General features: G+C 70.5%; 19 protein-coding genes. 1 reads left to right on the forward strand and 18 read right to left on the reverse strand.

Going from position 1 to position 21,436, the window contains the following annotated elements; genetic code table 11:
- Nucleotides 1-13: 13 nt before the first annotated feature.
- Genes nuoN through AC07AW_RS05635 form a run of 14 tightly spaced genes read right to left on the reverse strand, consistent with a single transcriptional unit; the run spans nt 14 to nt 15,739 of the window.
- A complete protein-coding gene (gene nuoN, locus AC07AW_RS05570; protein WP_478814154.1) occupies nt 14-1,663 on the reverse strand; it encodes an NADH-quinone oxidoreductase subunit NuoN in 1,650 nt (549 codons plus the stop codon).
- Nucleotides 1,660-3,240, reverse strand: a complete 1,581-nt coding sequence (locus AC07AW_RS05575) for an NADH-quinone oxidoreductase subunit M (protein ID WP_478814155.1) — start codon at nt 3,238-3,240, stop codon at nt 1,660-1,662. The genes nuoN and AC07AW_RS05575 overlap by 4 nt, the downstream gene beginning before the upstream one ends.
- A gap of 5 nt (nt 3,241-3,245) precedes the next feature.
- Nucleotides 3,246-5,138: an NADH-quinone oxidoreductase subunit L gene (gene nuoL, locus AC07AW_RS05580; RefSeq protein WP_478814156.1), complete on the reverse strand. Its 1,893-nt coding sequence runs from the start codon at nt 5,136-5,138 to the stop codon at nt 3,246-3,248.
- A 10-nt stretch (nt 5,139-5,148) separates the two neighbouring features.
- The gene (gene nuoK, locus AC07AW_RS05585) at nt 5,149-5,448 is read right to left on the reverse strand and encodes an NADH-quinone oxidoreductase subunit NuoK (RefSeq protein ID WP_017239464.1); all 300 of its coding nucleotides are present in this window, start codon (nt 5,446-5,448) and stop codon (nt 5,149-5,151) included.
- Nucleotides 5,445-6,263 (reverse strand): NADH-quinone oxidoreductase subunit J, encoded by an 819-nt coding sequence (locus AC07AW_RS05590; protein WP_478814157.1) that lies wholly within the window; start codon nt 6,261-6,263, stop codon nt 5,445-5,447. The genes nuoK and AC07AW_RS05590 overlap by 4 nt, the downstream gene beginning before the upstream one ends.
- Nucleotides 6,260-6,856 (reverse strand): NADH-quinone oxidoreductase subunit NuoI, encoded by a 597-nt coding sequence (gene nuoI, locus AC07AW_RS05595; protein ID WP_478814158.1) that lies wholly within the window; start codon nt 6,854-6,856, stop codon nt 6,260-6,262. The genes AC07AW_RS05590 and nuoI overlap by 4 nt, the downstream gene beginning before the upstream one ends.
- On the reverse strand, nt 6,831-8,195 hold the full coding sequence (nuoH, locus tag AC07AW_RS05600) for an NADH-quinone oxidoreductase subunit NuoH (RefSeq protein WP_478814159.1): 1,365 nt from the start codon (nt 8,193-8,195) through the stop codon (nt 6,831-6,833). Before nuoH ends, nuoI begins: the two co-directional genes overlap by 26 nt.
- Nucleotides 8,192-10,675, reverse strand: coding sequence for an NADH-quinone oxidoreductase subunit G (locus AC07AW_RS05605; RefSeq protein WP_478814160.1), 2,484 nt, complete (start codon nt 10,673-10,675; stop codon nt 8,192-8,194). Before AC07AW_RS05605 ends, nuoH begins: the two co-directional genes overlap by 4 nt.
- The gene (gene nuoF / locus AC07AW_RS05610) at nt 10,672-12,021 is read right to left on the reverse strand and encodes an NADH-quinone oxidoreductase subunit NuoF (protein ID WP_478814161.1); all 1,350 of its coding nucleotides are present in this window, start codon (nt 12,019-12,021) and stop codon (nt 10,672-10,674) included. The genes AC07AW_RS05605 and nuoF overlap by 4 nt, the downstream gene beginning before the upstream one ends.
- Entirely contained in the window at nt 12,021-12,761 is a 741-nt protein-coding gene (gene nuoE / locus AC07AW_RS05615) for an NADH-quinone oxidoreductase subunit NuoE (protein ID WP_478814162.1), read from the reverse strand. The genes nuoF and nuoE overlap by 1 nt, the downstream gene beginning before the upstream one ends.
- A complete protein-coding gene (locus AC07AW_RS05620; protein WP_478814163.1) occupies nt 12,758-14,080 on the reverse strand; it encodes an NADH-quinone oxidoreductase subunit D in 1,323 nt (440 codons plus the stop codon). The genes nuoE and AC07AW_RS05620 overlap by 4 nt, the downstream gene beginning before the upstream one ends.
- Nucleotides 14,080-14,811, reverse strand: a complete 732-nt coding sequence (locus tag AC07AW_RS05625; protein ID WP_478814164.1) for an NADH-quinone oxidoreductase subunit C — start codon at nt 14,809-14,811, stop codon at nt 14,080-14,082. The genes AC07AW_RS05620 and AC07AW_RS05625 overlap by 1 nt, the downstream gene beginning before the upstream one ends.
- A complete protein-coding gene (locus AC07AW_RS05630) occupies nt 14,808-15,362 on the reverse strand; it encodes a NuoB/complex I 20 kDa subunit family protein (protein ID WP_024756031.1) in 555 nt (184 codons plus the stop codon). The genes AC07AW_RS05625 and AC07AW_RS05630 overlap by 4 nt, the downstream gene beginning before the upstream one ends.
- 17 nt (nt 15,363-15,379) lie before the next feature.
- Nucleotides 15,380-15,739 (reverse strand): NADH-quinone oxidoreductase subunit A, encoded by a 360-nt coding sequence (locus tag AC07AW_RS05635; RefSeq protein WP_478814165.1) that lies wholly within the window; start codon nt 15,737-15,739, stop codon nt 15,380-15,382.
- A 670-nt stretch (nt 15,740-16,409) separates the two neighbouring features.
- Between AC07AW_RS05635 and AC07AW_RS05640 the strand changes: the two genes are divergently transcribed.
- Nucleotides 16,410-17,267, forward strand: coding sequence for a C40 family peptidase (locus AC07AW_RS05640; protein ID WP_478814166.1), 858 nt, complete (start codon nt 16,410-16,412; stop codon nt 17,265-17,267).
- A gap of 67 nt (nt 17,268-17,334) precedes the next feature.
- Here AC07AW_RS05640 and AC07AW_RS05645 read toward each other — a convergent pair whose 3' ends face one another.
- From AC07AW_RS05645 to AC07AW_RS05660, 4 genes are all read right to left on the reverse strand, one after another.
- Entirely contained in the window at nt 17,335-18,549 is a 1,215-nt protein-coding gene (locus AC07AW_RS05645) for an ABC transporter permease (RefSeq protein ID WP_478814167.1), read from the reverse strand.
- A gap of 122 nt (nt 18,550-18,671) precedes the next feature.
- The gene (locus AC07AW_RS05650; RefSeq protein ID WP_478814168.1) at nt 18,672-19,376 is read right to left on the reverse strand and encodes an ABC transporter ATP-binding protein; all 705 of its coding nucleotides are present in this window, start codon (nt 19,374-19,376) and stop codon (nt 18,672-18,674) included.
- Nucleotides 19,373-20,899 (reverse strand): peptidoglycan-binding protein, encoded by a 1,527-nt coding sequence (locus tag AC07AW_RS05655; protein ID WP_478814169.1) that lies wholly within the window; start codon nt 20,897-20,899, stop codon nt 19,373-19,375. Before AC07AW_RS05655 ends, AC07AW_RS05650 begins: the two co-directional genes overlap by 4 nt.
- Complete coding sequence (locus tag AC07AW_RS05660) at nt 20,892-21,422, reverse strand: hypothetical protein (protein WP_478814170.1); 531 nt, start codon at nt 21,420-21,422, stop codon at nt 20,892-20,894. Before AC07AW_RS05660 ends, AC07AW_RS05655 begins: the two co-directional genes overlap by 8 nt.
- Nucleotides 21,423-21,436: the final 14 nt, after the last annotated feature.

Consider the following 21,436-nt stretch of genomic DNA (forward strand, 5'->3'; position numbering starts at 1 on the left):
TGTGCGGCCCGTGCTACCGGACGAACACGCTCGCCTGGTTCGCCAGGTCCAGGAAGTACTGCGGGGCGAGGCCGAGGACCAGGGTGACCGCGACGCCCGCCGTGATCGTGATGCTCGTCAGGGCCGAGGGCACGGCGACCGTGGGGCCGTCCGCCTTCGGCTCGCTGAAGAACATGAGCACGATGACCCGGATGTAGAAGAACGCGGCGATCGCCGAGGAGATCACACCGACCACGACGAGCGCACCCGCGCCGCCGTCCGCCGCCGCCTTGAAGACCGCGAACTTCCCGGAGAAGCCGGAGGTCAGCGGAATGCCGGCGAAGGCGAGCAGGAAGACCGCGAAGACCGCCGCGACGAGCGGCGAACGGCGGCCGAGCCCGGCCCACTTGGACAGGTGGGTGGCCTCGCCGCCCGCGTCCCGGACCAGGGTGACGACGGCGAAGGCGCCGATCGTCACGAAGGAGTACGCCCCCAGGTAGAAGAGGACGGACGAGATCCCGCTCGGCGTCGCCGCGATGACACCCGCGAGCAGGAAGCCCGCGTGCGCGATCGACGAGTACGCCAGGAGCCGCTTGATGTCGGTCTGGGTGATGGCGACGATCGCACCGCCCAGCATCGTGACGATGGCGACGCCCCACATGACCGGCCGCCAGTCCCAGGTGAGACCCGGGAGCACCACGTACAGCAGGCGGAGCAGCGCGCCGAAGGCGGCGACCTTGGTGGCGGCGGCCATGAAGCCGGTGACCGGGGTCGGGGCGCCCTGGTAGACGTCCGGGGTCCACATGTGGAACGGCACGGCGCCGACCTTGAAGAGGAGCCCCATGAGGACCATCGCGAAGCCGATGAGCAGCAGCGCGTCGTTGCCCATGGTGTCGGCGAGCGCGGGGTCGACGGAGCCGATGGAGCCGTCGACGACGCGGGCGATGGTGGCGTACGAGACGGAGCCCGCGTAGCCGTAGAGCAGGGCGATCCCGAAGAGCAGGAAGGCCGAGGAGAAGGCGCCGAGCAGGAAGTACTTGACGGCCGCCTCCTGCGACATCAGCCGCTTGCGGCGGGCGACGGCGCAGAGCAGGTACAGCGGGAGGGAGAAGACCTCCAGGGCGACGAAGAGCGTCAGGAGGTCGTTGGCCGCGGGGAAGACCAGCATGCCGGAGATCGCGAAGAGCGCGAGCGGGAAGACCTCGGTGGTGGTGAACCCGGCCTTGACGGCGGCCCTCTCCTGCTCGCTGCCGGGGACGGCGGCGGCCTCGGCGGCGAAGGAGTCGACCTTGTGGCCGTGGTCGGCCGGGTCGAGCCGGCGCTCGGCGAAGGTGAACACCGCCACGATGGAGGCGAGGAGAATGGTGCCCTGGAGGAAGAGGGCGGGCCCGTCGACGGCGATGGCGCCCATGGCCGCGATGTGGGCCTTGGTGGAGCCGTAACCGGCCGCCGCCAGGCCGACGATGGCGGCGAAGGCGGCGGCGAGCGCCGCGACGGAGAGGAACACCTGGCTGTGGTAGCGGGCCTTGCGGGGCACGAAGGCCTCGACGAGGACGCTGACGACCGCGGCGCCGAGCACGATGAGCACGGGCGAGAGCTGCGTGTACTCGATGTGGGGCGCCGGGATCTTGTCCAGCGGCGCGGCAGCTGTCGTCCACAAGCTGTGGACAGCCATGGAACTCACTTGGCCGCCTCCACGTTCTGAATCTGGGGCTGGGGGTCCTTCTGCTGGACGTCGGACATGGTGTGCCGGACGGCCGGGTTGACGACGTCCGTCAGCGGCTTCGGGAAGACCCCGAGGAAGATGAGGACGGCGATCAGCGGGACGACCACGGCCAGCTCGCGCGCCCGCAGGTCGGGCAGCGCCCGCACCTCCTCCTTCACCGGCCCGGTCATCGTCCGCTGGTACAGGACGAGGGTGTAGAGCGCGGCGAGGACGATGCCGGTGGTGGCGATGATGCCGGCCACCGGATAGCGGGCGTACGCGCCGACCAGGACCAGGAACTCGCTGACGAACGGGGCGAGTCCGGGCAGCGACAGCGTCGCGAGGCCGCCGATCAGGAAGGTGCCGGCGAGCACCGGGGCGACCTTCTGCACACCGCCGTAGTCGGCGATGAGCCGCGAGCCGCGCCGGGAGATCAGGAAGCCGGCGACGAGCATCAGGGCGGCCGTCGAGATGCCGTGGTTGACCATGTAGAGCGTGGCACCGGACTGGCCCTGGGTGGTCATCGCGAAGATGCCCAGGATGATGAAGCCGAAGTGCGAGATCGACGCGTAGGCGACCAGGCGCTTGATGTCCCGCTGGCCGACGGCGAGCAGCGCGCCGTAGACGATGCTGATCAGCGCCAGGACGACGATCGCCGGCGTGGCCCACTTGCTCGCCTCGGGGAAGAGGCCGAGGCAGTAGCGGAGCATCGCGAAGGTGCCGACCTTGTCGACGACGGCGGTGATGAGGACGGCGACCGGGGCGGTGGACTCCCCCATCGCGTTCGGCAGCCAGGTGTGCAGCGGCCAGAGCGGCGCCTTCACCGCGAAGGCGAAGAAGAAGCCGAGGAACAGCCACCGCTCGGTGCTGGTCGCCATCTCCAGGGAGCCGTTGGCCCGGGCCTCGGCGATCTCGGTGAGCGAGAAGTTCCCCGCGACCACGTAGAGCCCGATGACCGCGGCCAGCATGATCAGGCCGCCGACGAGGTTGTAGAGCAGGAACTTGACGGCCGCGTACGAGCGCTGGGCCGCCGCGTTCTCGTCGGAGCCGCTGTGGGCGCGGTCGCCGAAGCCGCCGATGAGGAAGTACATCGGGATGAGCATGGCTTCGAACAGGATGTAGAAGAGGAAGACGTCGGTGGCCTCGAAGGAGAGGATCACCATCGCCTCGACCATCAGGATCAGGGCGAAGAAGCCCTGCGTCGGCCGCCACCTCTTCGAGGAGGTCTCCAGCGGGTCGGCGTCGTGCCAGCCGGCCAGGACGACGAACGGGATCAGCAGCGCGGTGAGCGCGATGAGCGCCACCCCGATGCCGTCGACGCCGAGTTCGTACCGGACGCCGAAGTCCTTGATCCAGGAGTGGGACTCGGTCAGCTGGTAGCGCTCGCCGCCGGGCTCGAACTGCACCCAGACGACGGCGGCGAGCACGAGCGTGGCGAGCGAGACGCACAGCGCCAGCCACTTGGCGGCGGTGCGGCGGGCGGCGGGGACGGCGGCGGTGAGGATCGCACCGACCGCCGGCACCGCTGCCGTCACCGTAAGGAGCGGGAAGGACATGGCAGTTACACCGCCCTCATCAGCAGGGTCGCGGCGATCAGCACCGCCGTACCTCCGAACATGGAGACCGCGTACGAGCGGGCGTAGCCGTTCTGGAGCTTGCGCAGCCGGCCGGAGAGTCCGCCGACGGCGGCCGCGGTGCCGTTGACGACGCCGTCGACCAGGCTGTGGTCGACGTACACGAGCGAGCGCGTCAGATGCGTACCGCCGGTGACGAAGACGGCGTGGTTGAAGTCGTCCTGGAGCAGGTCGCGGCGGGCGGCCCGGGTGAGCAGCGAGCCGCGCGGGGCGACGACCGGGACGGGCCTGCGGCCGTACTGGACGTAGGCGAGGCCGACGCCGATCACCATGACGGCGACGGTGGCGGCGGTGACGACGCCGGCGCTGATCGGCGAGTGGCCGTGCGCGAAGCCGGTGACCGGCTCCAGCCACTCGACGAAGCCGGAGAACTCGAAGAGGGCGCCCGCGGCGACCGAGCCGACGGCGAGCAGGACCATGGGGATGACCATGGACTTCGGCGACTCGTGCGGGTGCGGCGGCTGACCGTTCTCGTCGTCCTGCCAGCGCTTCTCACCGAAGAAGGTCATCAGCATCACGCGGGTCATGTAGTACGCGGTGATGGCGGCGCCGAGCAGGGTGACCACGCCGAGGATCCAGCCCTCGGTGCCGCCCTTCGCGAAGGCCGCCTCGATGATCTTGTCCTTGGAGAAGAAGCCGGACAGGCCGGGGAAGCCGATGATCGCGAGGTAGCCGAGGCCGAAGGTGATGAAGGTGACCGGCATGTACTTCCGCAGGCCGCCGTACCTCCGCATGTCGACCTCGTCGTTCATGCCGTGCATGACCGATCCGGCACCGAGGAACAGGCCGGCCTTGAAGAAGCCGTGCGTCACCAGGTGCATGATCGCGAAGACGTAGCCGATGGGGCCGAGGCCGGCCGCCAGGATCATGTAGCCGATCTGCGACATCGTCGAACCGGCGAGCGCCTTCTTGATGTCGTCCTTCGCGCAACCGACGATCGCACCGAAGAGGAGCGTGACGGCGCCGACCACGGTGACGACGAGCTGGGCGTCCGGCGCCGCGTTGAAGATGTCGGCCGAGCGGACGATCAGATAGACACCGGCGGTCACCATCGTGGCCGCGTGGATGAGGGCCGAGACCGGGGTCGGGCCCTCCATCGCGTCCCCGAGCCAGGACTGCAGCGGCACCTGGGCCGACTTGCCGCAGGCCGCGAGGAGCAGCATCAGGCCGATCGCGGTCAGCTTGCCCTCGGAGGCCTCGCCCGTCGACGCGAACACCGGACCGAAGGTGAAGGTCCCGAAGGTGGTGAACATGATCATGATGGCGATCGACAGACCCATGTCGCCGACCCGGTTGACGATGAACGCCTTCTTCGCGGCGGTGGCCGCCGTGGGCTTGTGCTGCCAGAAGCCGATCAGGAGGTACGAGGCGAGGCCGACGCCCTCCCAGCCGAAGTACAGGAGCAGGTAGTTGTCGGCGAGGACGAGCAGGAGCATCGCCGCGACGAACAGGTTGAGGTAGCCGAAGAACCGGCGGCGGCGCTCGTCGTGCTCCATGTAGCCGATGGAGTACACGTGGATGAGCGTGCCGACCCCGGTGATCAGCAGGACGAAGGTCATCGACAGCTGGTCGAGCTGGAAGGCCATGTCCGCCTGGAAGCCCTCGACGGGGATCCAGGTGTAGAGCGTCTGGTACAGGGCCCGGTCGTCGGCGCTCTTGCCGAGCATGTCGGCGAAGAGCGCCAGGCCGATCACGAAGGACACGGCCGCGAGGAGCGTGCCGATCCAGTGCCCGGACCTGTCGAGCCGCCGGCCGCCGCAGAGCAGCACCGCAGCGCCGAGCAGGGGCGCCCCGATGAGCAGCGCAATGAGATTTTCCACGGTCAGCCCCTCACAGCTTCATCAGGCTGGCGTCGTCGACCGAGGCCGAGTGGCGGGCACGGAAGACGGACACGATGATCGCGAGCCCGACGACGACCTCCGCGGCGGCGACGACCATCGTGAAGAAGGCGATGATCTGGCCGTCGAGGTTGCCGTGCATGCGGGAGAACGTGACGAACGCGAGGTTGCAGGCGTTGAGCATGAGCTCGACGCACATGAACACGACGATCGCGTTGCGCCGGATCAGCACCCCGGCCGCACCGATGGTGAACAGCAGGGCGGCGAGATACAGGTAGTTGACGGGATTCACCGGGAAGCCTCCTCTTCGCGGCCCAGGCGCTCCGCCGACCGCTGCTCCAGGGCCTTGAGGTCCGAGAGCGCCTCGGTGGACACGTCCCGGATCTGGCCCCGCTTGCGCAGCGTCCCCATGACGGTGAGATCCGCCGGGGTGCCGTCGGGCAGCAGACCGGCGATGTCGACGGCGTTGTGCCGGGCGTACACACCGGGCGCGGGCAGCGGCGGCACGTGCCTGCCCTCGCGGACGCGCTGCTCGGAGAGCTCGCGCTGGGTGCGGGCCCGCTCGGTGCGCTCGCGGTGGGTGAGCACCATCGCGCCGACGGCCGCCGTGATCAGCAGCGCGCCGGTGATCTCGAAGGCGAAGACGTACTTGGTGAAGATGAGGGCGGCGAGGCCCTCGACGTTCCCGCCGTGCGCGCTGTTGGCCGTGCCGAGTCCGGCGAACTCCGTCAGCGAGGCCTGGCCGATGCCGGCGATCAGCAGGACGCCGAAGCCGAGGCCGCAGGCCGCGGCCCACCAGCGCTGCCCCTTGATGGTCTCCTTCAGCGAGTCCGCGGCCGTGACACCGACCAGCATGACGATGAAGAGGAAGAGCATCATGATCGCGCCGGTGTAGACGACGATCTGGACGATGCCGAGGAAGTACGCGCCGTTGGCGAGGTAGAAGACCGCGAGGACGATCATCGTCCCGGCCAGCGACAGGGCGCTGTGCATGGCCTTCTTCATGAGGATCGTGGACAGCGCACCGACGACGGCGACGGTGCCGAGGACCCAGAACTGGAAGGCCTCACCGGAGGAGGTCGTGTACGCCGCGAGGTTCGCGCTCATGCGTCCGCCCCCTCCGGCTCGCCCTTCTCCCCCTTGGACACGGCGACCTGACGGACGGTGCCGGGCGCGGCCCCGGTGACCAGGCCCCGGTAGTAGTCCTGCTCGGTCATCCCCGGGAAGATCGCGTGCGGGGTGTCGACCATCTCCTCCTCCAGGCCCGCGAGGAGCTGCTCCTTGGTGTAGATCAGGGCCTCGCGGGAGGAGTCGGCCAGCTCGAACTCGTTGGTCATCGTCAGCGCGCGCGTGGGGCACGCCTCGATGCACAGTCCGCAGAGGATGCAGCGGGCGTAGTTGATCTGGTAGACGCGGCCGTACCGCTCGCCCGGCGAGTAGCGCTCCTCGTCGGTGTTGTCCGCGCCCTCGACGTAGATGGCGTCGGCGGGACAGGCCCAGGCGCACAGCTCGCAGCCGATGCACTTCTCCAGACCGTCGGGGTGACGGTTGAGCTGGTGCCGGCCGTGGAAGCGGGGCGCCGTCGTCTTCTGCTGCTCCGGGTACTGCTCGGTCAGCCGCTTCTTGAACATGGCCTTGAAGGTCACGCCGAAGCCGGCCACCGGATTCTGGAAATCAGACACCGTCCGTCCCCCTTTCATCACTCTCGGTAGCAGTATCGGGGCCGCCACTGACAACGAGGTCCCGCTCGTGGCGTGGCCTGCGCCGCGGCACGGGCGGCAGGGACTGTCCGGGCTTGGGCGGTACGGGGAAGCCGCCGGCCATCGGGTCGAAGACCGGCTCCTCGGCGGGCCCGGCCGCGGCCTCCTTCGCCTTCCGGTCGCGGAACGCGTCGAACAGGAAGGAGAGGAGGAGCAGGGCGAGGACGGCGCCGGCCACGTACAGCACGATGTTGGAGAAGGCGATGTTCTCGTTCCGCAGCGCGCGGACGGTGGCGACGAGCATCAGCCAGACCACGGAGACCGGGATGAGGACCTTCCAGCCGAGCTTCATCAGCTGGTCGTAGCGGACGCGGGGCAGGGTGCCGCGGAGCCAGATGAAGAAGAACAGCAGCAGCTGCACCTTGATGACGAACCAGAGCATCGGCCACCAGCCGTGGTTCGCGCCCTCCCAGAAGGTGGAGATCGGGTACGGGGCCCGCCAGCCGCCCAGGAAGAGGGTCACCGACACGGCCGAGACCGTCACCATGTTCACGTACTCGGCGAGCATGAACATCGCGAACTTGATGGACGAGTACTCGGTGTTGAAGCCGCCGACGAGGTCGCCCTCGGACTCCGGCATGTCGAAGGGGGCGCGGTTCGTCTCGCCGACCATCGTGACGATGTAGATGATGAACGAGACCGGCAGCAGGATCACGAACCAGCGGTCCGCCTGCGCCTCGACGATCTTCGAGGTCGACATCGACCCGGAGTAGAGGAAGACCGAGGCGAAGGCCGCGCCCATGGCGATCTCGTACGAGATCATCTGCGCGCAGGACCGCAGGCCGCCGAGGAGCGGGTACGTGGAGCCGGAGGACCAGCCGGCGAGGACGATGCCGTAGATGCCGACGGAGGCGACCGCGAGGACGTACAGCATCGCGATCGGCAGGTCGGTGAGCTGCATCGCGGTCCGGTGGCCGAAGATCGAGACCTCGTTGCCGGCCGGGCCGAAGGGGATCACGGCGATCGCCATGAACGCGGGGATCGCGGCGATGATCGGGGCGAGGACGTAGACGACCTTGTCGGCCTTCTTGACGATCACGTCCTCCTTGAGCATCAGCTTGATGCCGTCCGCGAGGGACTGGAGGAGACCCCAGGGGCCGTGCCGGTTGGGGCCGATACGCAGCTGCATCCAGGCGACGACCTTGCGCTCCCACACGATGGAGAAGAGCACGGTGATCATCAGGAAGGCGAAGCAGAAGACGGCCTTGATCAGCACGAGCCACCAGGGGTCCGTGCCGAACATGGACAGGTCTTCGGCAGCCAGGACGTTCGGGGTCATGCCTGCACCTCCTGCGGGGTCGCCGGGCCGATGCGGACCAGGTCGCCGGGGTGGGCGCCGGTGTCGGAGAGGACGCCGCGGCCGGCCGAGTTCAGCGGGAGCCAGACGACCCGGTCGGGCATCTCGGTGACCTGGAGCGGGAAGGTGACGGAGCCCGCGGGGCCGGTCACCTCAAGGACGTCGCCGTCCTTGACGCCGGTGTCGGTGGCGGTGGCGGCGGAGAGCCGGGCGACCGCGGCGTGCCGGGTGCCGGCCAGGGCGGTGTCGCCCTCCTGGAGCCTGCCGAGGTCGAGGAGGAGCCGGTGTCCGGCGAGGACGGCCTCGCCGTCGCCGGGCCGGGGCGCCGGCTGTCCGGGCGAGCTGGGCTCGGTGGCCCGCTCCTCGGTCCAGCCGCCGAGCCGGTCCAGCTCCCGGCGGGCCGACCGCAGGTCGGGCAGGCCCAGGTGGACGTCGAGGGCGTCGGCGAGCATGTGGAGGACGCGGGCGTCGGTCGGCGCGAGCGGCCTCGTCATCTGCTCGGGCTTGAGCGCGGCCTCGAAGAGCCGGGCCCTGCCCTCCCAGTTGAGGAAGGTGCCGGGCTTCTCGGCGACGGCCGCGACCGGCAGGATCACGTCGGCGCGCGCGGTGACCTCGCCGGGCCGCAGCTCCAGGGAGACCACGAAGGCCGCGTCGAGGGCCTCGCGCGCGCGTGCCGGGTCCGGCAGGTCGGCGACCTCGACGCCGGCGACGAGCAGCGCGGTGAGTTCGCCGCCGGCGGCGGCCTCCACGATCTGGCCGGTGTCGCGGCCGTAGCGGTGCGGGAGTTCGCGGACGCCCCAGGCGGCGGCGACCTCCTCACGCGCGCGGGGATCGGTCGCGGGCCGGCCGCCGGGCAGCAGCGTCGGGAGCGCGCCGGCCTCGACGGCGCCGCGCTCGCCGGCGCGGCGCGGGATCCACACGAGGCGGGCGCCGGTGGCGGCCGAGGCGCGCAGGGCGGCGGTGAGCGCGCCGGGCACGCCCGCGAGCCGCTCGCCGACGGCGAGGACGGCGCCCTCCTGGCGGAGGGCCTCGGCCGCGGCGGCGCCGTCCTCGGAGAGGCCGACCCGGGAGGTGAGGGCGTCGAGCCACTCGGTCTCGGTGCCGGGGGCGGCGGGCAGCAGGGTGCCGCCCGCCTTCTCCAGGCCCCGGGTCGCGAACGACGCGACGGCGTACGTCTTCTGGCCGTGCTTGCGCCAGGCCTTGCGGAGCCGCAGGAAGACGCCGGGGGCCTCCTCCTCGGACTCCAGACCGACGAGGAGCACGGCCGGTGCGGCTTCGAGCGAGGTGTACGTGACACCCGTGCCGTCCAGGTCGCGTCCCCGTCCGGCGACGGCGGAGGCCAGGAAGTCGGCCTCCTCGCCGGAGTGGATCCGGGCCCGGAAGTCGATGTCGTTGGTGTCGAGGGCGACCCGGGCGAACTTGGCGTACGCGTAGGAGTCCTCGACGGTCAGCCGGCCGCCGGTCAGGACACCGGTCCGGCCGCGGACGAGCCCGCGGGCGGCGGCCTCCAGGGCCTCGGGCCAGGAGGCCGGCTCCAGTTCACCGGTGTCGGTGTTCCGGACGAGCGGCGTGGTGAGTCGGTCGCGCTGCTGGGCGTACCGGAAGGCGAAGCGGCCCTTGTCGCAGATCCACTCCTCGTTGACCTCCGGGTCCTCGGCGGCGAGCCGCCGCATGACCTTGCCGCGCCGGTGGTCGGTGCGGGTGGCGCAGCCGCCGGCGCAGTGCTCGCAGACGGACGGCGAGGAGACCAGGTCGAAGGGGCGGGAGCGGAAGCGGTAGGCGGCCGAGGTGAGGGCGCCGACCGGGCAGATCTGGATGGTGTTGCCGGAGAAGTACGACTCGAAGGGGTCGCTGTTGCCGAGGCCGACCTGCTGGAGCGCGCCGCGCTCGATCAGTTCGATCATCGGGTCGCCGGCGACCTGGTGGGAGAAGCGGGTGCAGCGCGCGCACAGCACGCACCGCTCGCGGTCGAGCAGCACCTGCGTGGAGAGCGGGATCGGCTTCTCGTAGGTGCGCTTGTGGCCCTCGAAGCGGGACTCCGCCTGCCCGTGGGACATGGCCTGGTTCTGCAGCGGGCACTCGCCGCCCTTGTCGCAGACCGGGCAGTCCAGCGGGTGGTTGATGAGCAGCAGCTCCATCACGCCGTGCTGGGCCTTCTCGGCGACGGGCGAGGTCAGCTGGGACTTCACCACCATGCCGTCGGTGCAGGTGATGGTGCAGGAGGCCATGGGCTTGCGCTGGCCCTCGACCTCGACGATGCACTGGCGGCAGGCGCCGGCGGGGTCGAGGAGCGGGTGGTCGCAGAAGCGCGGGATCTCGATGCCGAGCTGTTCGGCGGCGCGGATGACCAGGGTCCCCTTGGGGACGGAGATCTCGGCGCCGTCGATGGTCAGCGTGACGAGGTCTTCCGGCGGTACGGCCGGGCTGGCGCCGCCCGCCGAGCCGGACGTGGCGACGGTCATGCGGTCACCTCCTTGTGGTTGTCCGCCCAGGCGGTCGACTTGGCCGGGTCGAAGGGGCAGCCCTTGCCCGTGATGTGCTGCTCGTACTCCGCGCGGAAGTACTTCAGCGAGGAGAAGATCGGCGAGGCGGCGCCGTCGCCGAGAGCGCAGAACGACTTGCCGTTGATGTTGTCGGCGATGTCGTTGAGCTTGTCGAGGTCGGACATCTTCCCCTTGCCGGCCTCGATGTCGCGGAGCAGCTGGACGAGCCAGTACGTGCCCTCGCGGCAGGGGGTGCACTTGCCGCAGGACTCGTGGGCGTAGAACTCGGTCCAGCGGGTGACGGCCCGGACGACACAGGTGGTCTCGTCGAAGCACTGGAGCGCCTTGGTGCCGAGCATGGAGCCGGCGGCGCCGACGCCCTCGTAGTCGAGGGGCACGTCGAGGTGCTCGTCGGTGAACATGGGGGTGGAGGAGCCGCCGGGCGTCCAGAACTTGAGCCGGTGCCCGGGCCGCATGCCGCCGCTCATGTCGAGGAGCTGGCGCAGGGTGATCCCGAGGGGGGCCTCGTACTGTCCGGGCGAGGCGACGTGCCCGCTGAGCGAGTAGAGGGTGAAGCCGGGGGACTTCTCGGTCCCCATGGACGTGAACCAGTCCTTGCCCTTGTGCAGGATCGCGGGAACCGAGGCGATGGACTCGACGTTGTTCACCACAGTGGGGCAGGCGTACAGACCGGCGACCGCGGGGAAGGGGGGTCGCAGCCGGGGCTGGCCGCGGCGCCCTTCGAGCGAGTCGAGCAGCGCGGTCTCCTCACCGCAGATGTACGCGCCGGCGCCGGCGTGCACGGTGAGTTCGAGGTCGAGTCCGCTGCCGAGGATGTTCGTGCCGAGGTAGCCGGCGGCGTAGGCCTCGCGGACGGCCTCGTGGAGGCGGCGCAGGACGGGGACGACTTCGCCACGCAGATAGATGAAGGCATGGTTCGAGCGGATCGCGTAGCAGGCGATCACGATGCCTTCGATGAGGGAGTGCGGGTTGGCGAAGAGGAGGGGGATGTCCTTGCAGGTGCCGGGCTCGGACTCGTCGGCGTTGACGACGAGGTAGTGCGGCTTGCCGTCGCCCTGCGGGATGAACTGCCACTTCATGCCGGTGGGGAAGCCGGCGCCGCCGCGTCCGCGGAGGCCGGATTCCTTGACGTACGCGATGAGGTCGTCGGGGCTCATCGCGAGGGCCCGCTTGAGGCCCCGGTAGCCGTCGTGGCGCTCGTAGGTCTCCAGGGTCCAGGAGTCGGGCTGGTCCCAGAAGGCCGACAGGACGGGTGCGAGCAGCTTCTCGGGGCTGCTGTTGTTGATCTCGGCGGCCAAGGTCATCACTCCCCCTCCTGACTGGCTGCCTCACCGCGCGGGTGGACGATTCGGTGGTGCGGGGTCTCGCCCTTGGCCAGGCGCAGGCCGACGAGGGAGGCGGGTCCGGCTCCGCCGGTGGCCTCGACGGCGCCGGGGCGCTCGTCGGGGAAGCCGGCGAGGATGCGGGCGGTCTCCTTGAAGGTGCAGAGCGGGGCGCCGCGGGTGGGTTCGACGGTGCGTCCGGCCCGGAGGTCGTCGACCATCTTCTTGGCGGACTCGGGCGTCTGGTTGTCGAAGAACTCCCAGTTGACCATCACGACGGGCGCGAAGTCGCAGGCCGCGTTGCACTCGATGTGCTCGAGGGTGATCTTGCCGTCGTCGGTGGTCTCGTCGTTGCCGACGCCGAGGTGCTGCTTGAGCTCCTCGAAGATGGCGTCGCCGCCCATGACCGCGCAGAGCGTGTTCGTGCAGACGCCGACCTGGTAGTCGCCGGAGGGCTTGCGCCGGTACATCGTGTAGAAGGTGGCGACGGCGGTGACCTCGGCGGTGGTCAGGCCGAGGAGCTCGGCGCAGAACCGCATGCCGGTACGGGTCACATGGCCCTCCTCCGACTGCACGAGGTGCAGCATCGGCAGGAGCGCGGAGCGGGAGTCCGGGTAGCGGTCGATGATCGCCCGGGCGTCCTCCTCCAGGCGGGCGTGGACGTCCGCCGGGTAGGAGGGCGCGGGGAGCTGGGGCATCCCCAGGCTGATGTTCTCCGTCATCGGTCGACGCCTCCCATCACGGGGTCGATGGAGGCGACGGCGACGATGACGTCGGCGACCTGGCCGCCCTCGCACATCGCGGCCATCGCCTGCAGGTTGGTGAAGGACGGGTCGCGGAAGTGGACCCGGTAGGGACGCGTGCCGCCGTCGGAGACCACGTGGACGCCGAGCTCGCCCTTGGGCGACTCGACGGCCGCGTAGGCCTGCCCGGCGGGGACCCGGAAGCCCTCGGTGACCAGCTTGAAGTGGTGGATCAGGGCCTCCATGGAGGTGCCCATGATCTTCGCGATGTGGTCGGTGGAGTTGCCGAGGCCGTCCACGCCGAGCGCGAGCTGCGCCGGCCAGGCGATCTTCTTGTCGCCGACCATGACCGGGCCGGGCTCCAGGCGGTCGAGGCACTGCTCGACGATCCGCAGGGACTGCCGCATCTCCTCCAGGCGGACGAGGAAGCGTCCGTAGGAGTCGCAGGTGTCGGCGGTCGGGATGTCGAAGTCGTAGTTCTCGTAGCCGCAGTACGGGTCGGTCTTCCGCAGGTCGTGCGGGAGGCCCGCCGACCGGAGGATCGGTCCGGTGGCGCCGAGGGCCATGCAGCCGGAGAGGTCGAGGTAGCCGACGTCCTGCATGCGGGCCTTGAAGATGGGGTTGCCGGTGGCGAGCTTGTCGTACTCCGGCAGGTTCTTCTTCATGGTCTTCACGAACTCGCGCACGGCGTCGACGGCGCCGGGCGGGAGGTCCTGGGCGAGGCCGCCGGGGCGGATGAACGCGTGGTTCATGCGCAGACCGGTGATCAGCTCGTACAGGTCCAGGATCATCTCGCGGTCCCGGAAGCCGTAGATCATGATCGTGGTGGCGCCGAGCTCCATGCCGCCGGTGGCGATGCACACCAGGTGCGAGGAGAGCCGGTTGAGCTCCATCAGCAGGACGCGGATGACGCTGGCGCGGTCCGGGATCTGCTCGGTGATGCCGAGGAGCTTCTCCACGCCGAGGCAGTACGCCGTCTCGTTGTAGAACGAGGTGAGGTAGTCCATGCGCGTGACGAAGGTGGTGCCCTGCGTCCAGGTCCGGTACTCGAGGTTCTTCTCGATGCCGGTGTGGAGGTAGCCGATGCCGCAGCGGGCCTCGGTGACGGTCTCGCCGTCGATCTCCAGGATCAGGCGGAGCACGCCATGGGTGGACGGGTGCTGGGGGCCCATGTTGACGATGATGCGCTCGTCGTCGGCCTTCGCGGCGGACTGGACGACCTCTTCCCAGTCGCCGCCGGTCACCGTGTAGACGGCGCCTTCTGTCGTCTCGCGGGGAGACGCGTGTTCGGTGGACATCAGCTGTACGACCTCCGCTGGTCCGGAGCCGGGATCTGGGCGCCCTTGTACTCGATGGCGATGCCGCCGAGGGGGTAGTCCTTGCGCTGCGGGTGGCCCTGCCAGTCGTCCGGCATCATGATCCGGGTGAGGGCGGGGTGGCCTTCGAAGACGATGCCGAAGAAGTCGTACGTCTCGCGCTCGTGCCAGTCGTTCGTCGGGTAGACCGCGACGAGGGACGGGATCCGCGGCTCGCTGTCCGGGGCCGAGACCTCCAGGCGGATCAGCCGGCCGTGGGTGATCGAGCGCAGGTGGTAGACGGCGTGCAGCTCGCGGCCCTTGTCGCCGGGGTAGTGGACGCCGGAGACGCCGGTACAGAGCTCGAAGCGGAGCGCCGGGTCGTCGCGCAGGGTGCGGGCCACGCGGACGAGGTGCTCGCGCTCGATGTGGAAGGTGAGCTCGCCGCGGTCGACGACGGTCTTCTCGATGGCGTTCTCGGGCAGGAGCCCCTGCTCCTCCAGAGCGCCCTCCAGCTCGTCGGCGACCTCGTCGAACCAGCCGCCGTACGGGCGGGCGGCCGGGCCGGGGAGCCGGACGGAGCGGACGAGGCCGCCGTAGCCGGAGGTGTCGCCGCCGTTGTTGGCGCCGAACATGCCGCGCTGGACGCGGACCTCCTCGCCGTGGTCCCCGCGCTGACCCGGCAGGTTCTGCGCGCTGAGGTCCTTCTCGGGGTTGGGTGTCTCGTCGCTCACCGGAGCAGACCCTTCAACTCGATCGTCGGCAGCGCCTTGAGCGCCGCCTCCTCCGCCTCGCGGGCCGCCTCCTCGGCGTTCACGCCGAGCTTGGAGGTCTGGATCTTCTGGTGGAGCTTGAGGATCGCGTCCAGGAGCATCTCCGGACGCGGCGGGCAACCGGGCAGGTAGATGTCGACCGGCACGATGTGGTCGACGCCCTGCACGATCGCGTAGTTGTTGAACATGCCGCCCGAGGAGGCGCAGACGCCCATGGAGATGACCCACTTGGGGTTGGGCATCTGGTCGTAGACCTGCCTCAGGACGGGCGCCATCTTCTGGCTGACCCGGCCGGCGACGATCATCAGGTCGGCCTGGCGCGGCGAGCCGCGGAAGACCTCCATGCCGAAGCGGGCCAGGTCGTACCGGCCGGCTCCGGTGGTCATCATCTCGATGGCGCAGCAGGCGAGGCCGAAGGTCGCGGGGAACACGGACGCCTTGCGCACCCAGCCCGCGGCCTGTTCGACCGTCGTCAGCAGAAAGCCGCTCGGGAGTTTCTCTTCGAGTCCCATAGGTGCCCCTCAGCCCCTCAGTCCCATTCCAGGCCGCCGCGCCGCCACACGTACGCGTAGGCGACGAAGACGGTGAGCACGAAGAGCAGCATCTCCACGAGCCCGAAAACCCCCAGGGCGTCGAAGGTGACGGCCCAGGGGTAGAGGAAGACGATCTCGATGTCGAAGACGATGAAGAGCATCGCCGTCAGGTAGTACTTGATCGGGAAGCGGCCGCCTCCGGCCGGAGTGGGCGTCGGTTCGATGCCGCACTCGTACGCTTCCAGTTTGGCCCTGTTGTATCGCTTTGGCCCGATAAGCGTGGCCATGACCACGGAGAAGATCGCAAACCCCGCACCCAGGGCACCGAGCACGAGGACGGGCGCGTACGCATTCACGCTCCTCGCTCCTTCCAGTCGTCCTTGACCGTTGGACCGCACTGCCGGCCGTGAAAGATCGCCTCCATGTGAGGCAGTTCACAAGCCTGGCTGCCCCGCATCTTATGCCCGCCCCTCTGTGATCTGCGACACGGGGTACAGCAACGACTTTGTGATCTCCACCACCTGACGAAGGATCATGAAGTCGGATGAGCGGTGATCTTGTTGCGCGAAGCGCCCAGGTGATCACCAGATGTGACATCCGTACCGGAAATCGCTGCTCGGAGGGGGTGTCGCACTATCAAGTGTTGGCCCATGCAGGCAAATTGGCACTGGACGCGTCCGGGTGATAAAGGAACGGGCCGTCGCCCGGTCGGGGGGTCCGGCGTACGAAGGTGGACGCGTGCACGGATTCACGAATGGTCACGGGACCATAACGTGATCTGCGTCACGTCACGGGAGCCCCGGAAAGAAGGGGGCTTGGCCATCGGCGTCAAGAGGTGGTAAGCGTCGGGCAATTCGGGCTTTTCATTGAAAACCCGTGATCAAGGGCCGGATGAGCCATGCCCGATTTGCCCGTTACGGCGTCAATAAGGCTGGCACGGGGGCGGATTCACAGATTCCAAACGCAACTGTGGCGCAACCCACGTTTCTTGAAGGGAACCGTGAAGCCCTGATAGCGGTTGTACCCATGTCCCACACCGCTCACATACCCAGCCACCGGAAGCCCCGCCGCAGCGCCTCGAAGCTCGCGCTCCGTGCCGGAGTTGCCGGTGGCGTCCTCGGCACCATCGCGGTGGCCGGTGCTGCCGGGCCGGCGAATGCCGAGCCGGTGACCGAGACCATCGAAATGCCCACCCTGGGCTCCCTCGACGACGGCGCCGGCCTCGCCAGTGCCGTCGCCGCCTCCGCGGAGGCCTCCCAGCAGGAGGCCCTCGACCAGAACCTGCAGACGCAGGAGGACGCGGCGCTGCAGAAGGCCGCCAAGGAGGCCAAGAAGGCCAAGTCCGAGGCCGACCGCAAGGCCGCGGCCGAGCGCGCCGAGAAGGCCCGCCTCAAGGCCGAGCAGGAGCGCAAGGAGGCCGCCGCGCGCGCCTCCCGCGACAGCGCGCGCACCCAGCTCTCCAGCACGAGCGCCTCGAACGACAGCGGCTCCACCGCCTCGGACAGCGGCAGCCAGACGCAGGCCCCCACCGGCTCCGCCGCCGCGATCGTGGCCTTCGCCCGCGCCCAGATCGGCGACGCGTACGTCTCCGGCGGCACCGGCCCCAACTCCTGGGACTGCTCCGGCCTCGTCCAGGCCGCCTACCGCGCGGCCGGCATCGACCTGCCCCGCATCTCGTACCAGCAGTCGAGCATGGGCACCGAGGTCTCCCTGAGCAACCTCCAGCCGGGCGACATCCTGTACTGGGGCAGCCGCAGCGGCTCGTACCACGTCGCCATCTACGTCGGCGGCGGCAAGTACGTCGGCGCGCAGAACCCGTCCAGCGGCGTCGTCGAGCACACCATGGACTGGGACACCCCCTCGGGCGCGGTCCGCATCCTCTGATCCACCCGCACGTACGCCGAAGGGCCGTCACTCCTCGGGGGAGCGACGGCCCTTCGGCGTACCGGTGTCAGCGGCGCAGCGCCTCGGCCGGTTCGATCCGGGAGGCCCGCCAGGCCGGGTAGAGACCGGCGACGACGCCCGTGACCAGGCCGACGGCCGGGGCCGCGACGACCGTCGCCGTGTGCATCACCGGCGTCCAGTCCCGTACCAGCGCCACCACGATCACCGTGGACACCCCCAGCGCCGTACCGACGAGCCCGCCCATCGCACCCAAAGCGCCAGATTCCGTGAGGAACTGGACGGTGATGTGCCGTCCGCGGGCCCCGAGGGCCCGTCTCAGGCCGATCTCACCGGTCCGCTCCAGGACCGCGACGAGGGTGGTGTTGGCGATCCCGACCGCGCCGATCACCAGGGAGACCCCCGCCAGGAGCAGGAAGAGCTGGTCCAGGTCGTCGGTCACGCCCGCGCGCAGGGTCCTGGGGTCCGGCGGCGGGATCGCCTTCAGATACTCCGGGTGGTCCGGGCGCAGCGCGACCGGCGCCTCCTGCGCGATCTGCCGGGCCGCGCCCGTCGCGGTCGTGATGAGCATCTTCGCGTCGCCCTGCTGCGGCGGCCCCCAGAGCTTCTCGGCGGTCGTCCGGGGCACGGTGACCGACATCAGGACGTCGGCCCTGCGCTTCACGTCGTCGATGATCCCGGCGACGGTGAAGGGCTCGTCGCCGATGAACACCGCCGGCCGGGTCTCCAGGGTCGTGATGCCGAGCCGGTCCGCGACCGACTTGCCGAGCACCGCGACCGACTGCCCGGACCTGGAGGTGAACTCGTCGTACAGGCGGCCCTGCCGGAGGGTCGGCGCCGCCGCCCGCAGCGCGCCGGGGGACGCGGCGACGACATCGATCCGCTCGCTGCCCGCGCCGTCGCCGACCGGCGCGGAGCGGACGGCCGTGCCGGGTGCCAGCCGGACGGACCAGTAGACACCGGCGTCCTCGACCCCGCCGAGGCGTTCGATCCGGGCGTCCGCGTCGGCCGGGAAGGCGGGGTCGGCGAACTCGTTCTGGTCGCGGGCGACGTCCTCGACGGTCACCTCGGTGGCCGTGAGCAGGTTGAACCGCGAGTCGATCTGCGAGGACGTGGTCGCGGTCAGCCCGAGGATCGCGACGAACGTGCCGACGCCGAGGACGGTGCCGAGCGCGGTGAGGACCGAGCGCCCGGGGCGCTGGAGCATTCCGGCGACGGCCTCCGCGAGGACGTCACGGGCGGCGAGCCGGGAGGGTTCGACCACCCGCCTCTTGCGCGGTCCTCTCGGGGAAGCCTTCGGGGAAGCCTTCGGGGAGTCTTGGGGGGAATCCTTCGCGGAATCCTTCGGGGAGGAGTCCTTCAGGGAGGAGTCCTTCGGGGATCGGCTCACGCCGCTCGCCTCCCCCTCGTCGGCTCGCTGAGCACCCCGTCGCGGATCGTCACCGTGCGCTCGCCGCGCTCCGCCACCTCCGCGTCATGGGTGATGACGACGATCGTCATCCCGGACGCGTGCAGTTCGCCCAGGAGGTCGAGGACCGACGCGGCGTTGTCCGAGTCGAGGTTGCCGGTCGGTTCGTCGCACAGGAGCAGCGACGGGCGGCCGGCCAGGGCCCGGGCGATGGCCACCCGCTGGCGTTCTCCGCCGGAGAGCCGGCCGGGCAGCGCCTCGGCCCGGTGGGCGAGTCCCACCCGTTCGAGGGCGGTACGGGCCCGGGTGCGGCGCTCGGCACGGGGCACCGCCGAGTACACCATCGAGAGCATGACGTTCTCCGTGGCGCTGCGGTGCGGCAGGAGGTGGAAGGACTGGAAGACGAAGCCGATCCGCCGCCCGCGCAGGGCCGTGCGCTCTCCGTCGCGCAGCGCCGCCGTGTCGATGCCGTCCAGGAGGTACGTACCGCCGGTGGGTGCGTCGAGCAGTCCCGCGACGTTCAGGAAGGTCGACTTGCCGGATCCGGACGGGCCGACGACGGTGATGAACTCGCCTCTGCGTACGGTGAGTTCACAGGGCCTCAGGGCGGCGACGGGCGGCGGTCCGGGGTAGGTCAGGGCCACCGCGCGGAACTCGATGACCGGGACGTCCTCCTCGCTCACGGCGACCCCTCGGTACTGCCCGACGCGGCGCCCGGGTTGACCCCGGTGACCACCTTGTCGCCCTCCTTGAGCGCGCCGGCGGTGATCGGGACGACCTCCACGAAGCCGTCGCCGGTCGTGCCGGTCCGTACCTCGATCCGCTCCTGCCGGCCGGTGCCGTCGACGGTGGTGACGACGGTCTTCCCGTCCACGCCCGCGGAGACGGCGGTGACCGGGACGACCAGGGCCTTGCCGTCGGTGGAGGCGGCCTCGATGGTGAGCCGCACCTCCTGGCCGGCGAGGCCGGAGGGCAGTTCGCGGCCGGGATCGACGGTGAAGAGATAGCCGACGGCGCCGTTGCCCTGGGTGCCCTCCCCTCCCCCTCCGGTGGTGTTGTTCCCGCCGGAGCCCGAGTCCTGCGCGCCGGACTGCTGGTCCTGGATCTGGGACGGGGTGTCCGCCACCGAGACCACCTTGCCGGCGGTCTCCTGCCCTGTCGTCTCGGCGAGGATCCGTACCTTCTGTCCGGCGCGGACCATCCCCTTCTGGTGCTCCTGGAGGTAGCCCTGCGCCATCAGCCGGCCGGAGGAGAGGGTCATCGCGGTGCCGGAGACCTGTGCTCCCGGCCGGGCCGTGACCGTGGCGACCCGCGCGGGGAAGGCCCGTACGAACACGACCTCGGCCGCCGGGACCATCGGCCCGGCGGCCGCCTCCGCCTTCGCGAGGGTCTCGCGCGCGGTGTCCAGGTCCTCGGCGGCACGGTCGCGCGACTTCTTCAGCGTCTTCGTCTGCGCGTCGTCCTTGTTGGCCGCGAGCGCGTCGCGGGCGTCCACGAGGGCCCGCTCGGCACCGGTGACGGCGGCCTCGGCACCGTCCACGGCGGCCCCGTCGTCGTCGACGGCGGGCTTGGGGTCGTAGCCGATGGAGGAGTAGAACTCCTCGACCGCGTCCTTCGTGCCGGGGCCGAAGGTGCCCCTCGCGTCGCCGCCGCGGCCGTGGCCGAGCGCGGCGAGCGCGTCCTGGAGTTGCTTCACGTCGTCGCCGGTGGCGCCCGGCTTGAGGTCCCGGTAGACGGGCAGGCCGCCGCGCAGCACGAAGACCGGCCGGCCGGATATCTCCAGGAGCACCTTCCCCGAGCGCACCGCGTCCCCGCTCTTCACGGACACCTTGGTGATCACGGGGGCGGCGCCGCCCTCGCCGCCCGCCGAGACGGGCGCGACCTGGATGCTCTGGCCGGCCGCGACGGTGCCGCGCAGGACGACCGTCTCCGCGAGGACCCGGTTCTCGACCCGGGCGATCAGCACGTCCTGCGGCGGCGGCTCGGCGTCGGCCGCGACCTGTGCGGGCGAGCGGATCAGGGAGGTGGCCGCGACGCCGGCGCCGGTCAGGGCCACCGCCCCCGCGACGAGGGCGGCGACCCAGAACCGGCGCCGGTTCATCCGGGCGCCCCCGGCGTCGCCGCCGGGGGTCCGGGAACTGTCCGCGACCTCGCCCGGCGGCTCCGCGCCGGGCGTGGTCGTGTCGTCCGGGGTGTCGTCAGCCACCGACGACCGTCCCGCCGTCTCCGCCGGCGGCCTTGGGGCCGCAGGCCTTCAGCGCCTCGACCACCTTGGGGTCGCCCTTCATCCGCGCGCCGAGGTCGCCGTTGAGCGCCACCTCGCCGGTCGCCGGGTCGGGGTCCGGGTAGTCGGCGATGCCTTCCTTGCGCATGCAGGCGGAGAGCTTCTTGGCGGCCTCGAGGCGGGCCGGGTCGACCGGGCCCCTCGCGGGCAGCTTCGCGACGCACGCCTTCTCCGCCGCGACGATCGCTTCCGGCTTGTTGGCGTCCTTGTCGACGCGCTTCTCCCCGCCCCCGGTCTCCTGGAGCTTGAGCCCCTGGGCGCCGAGGCAGTCGTAGTAGGCGGCCCAGTCGGCGGTGCCCTGCGAGGCTCCGGCGGAGGGGGCGGCGGACGAGGGGGCGGCGGGGGCGGACGAGGCTCCGGTGCTCGGTTCCGACCGGGTCGCGCCGTCCCCGTCACTCGAACACCCCCCGAGCCCGAGGGCGAGGATGAGTACGGGCAGAGCCATGAGGCGTCTCATCA

The organism is Streptomyces sp. NPDC044003, assembly GCF_056435185.1.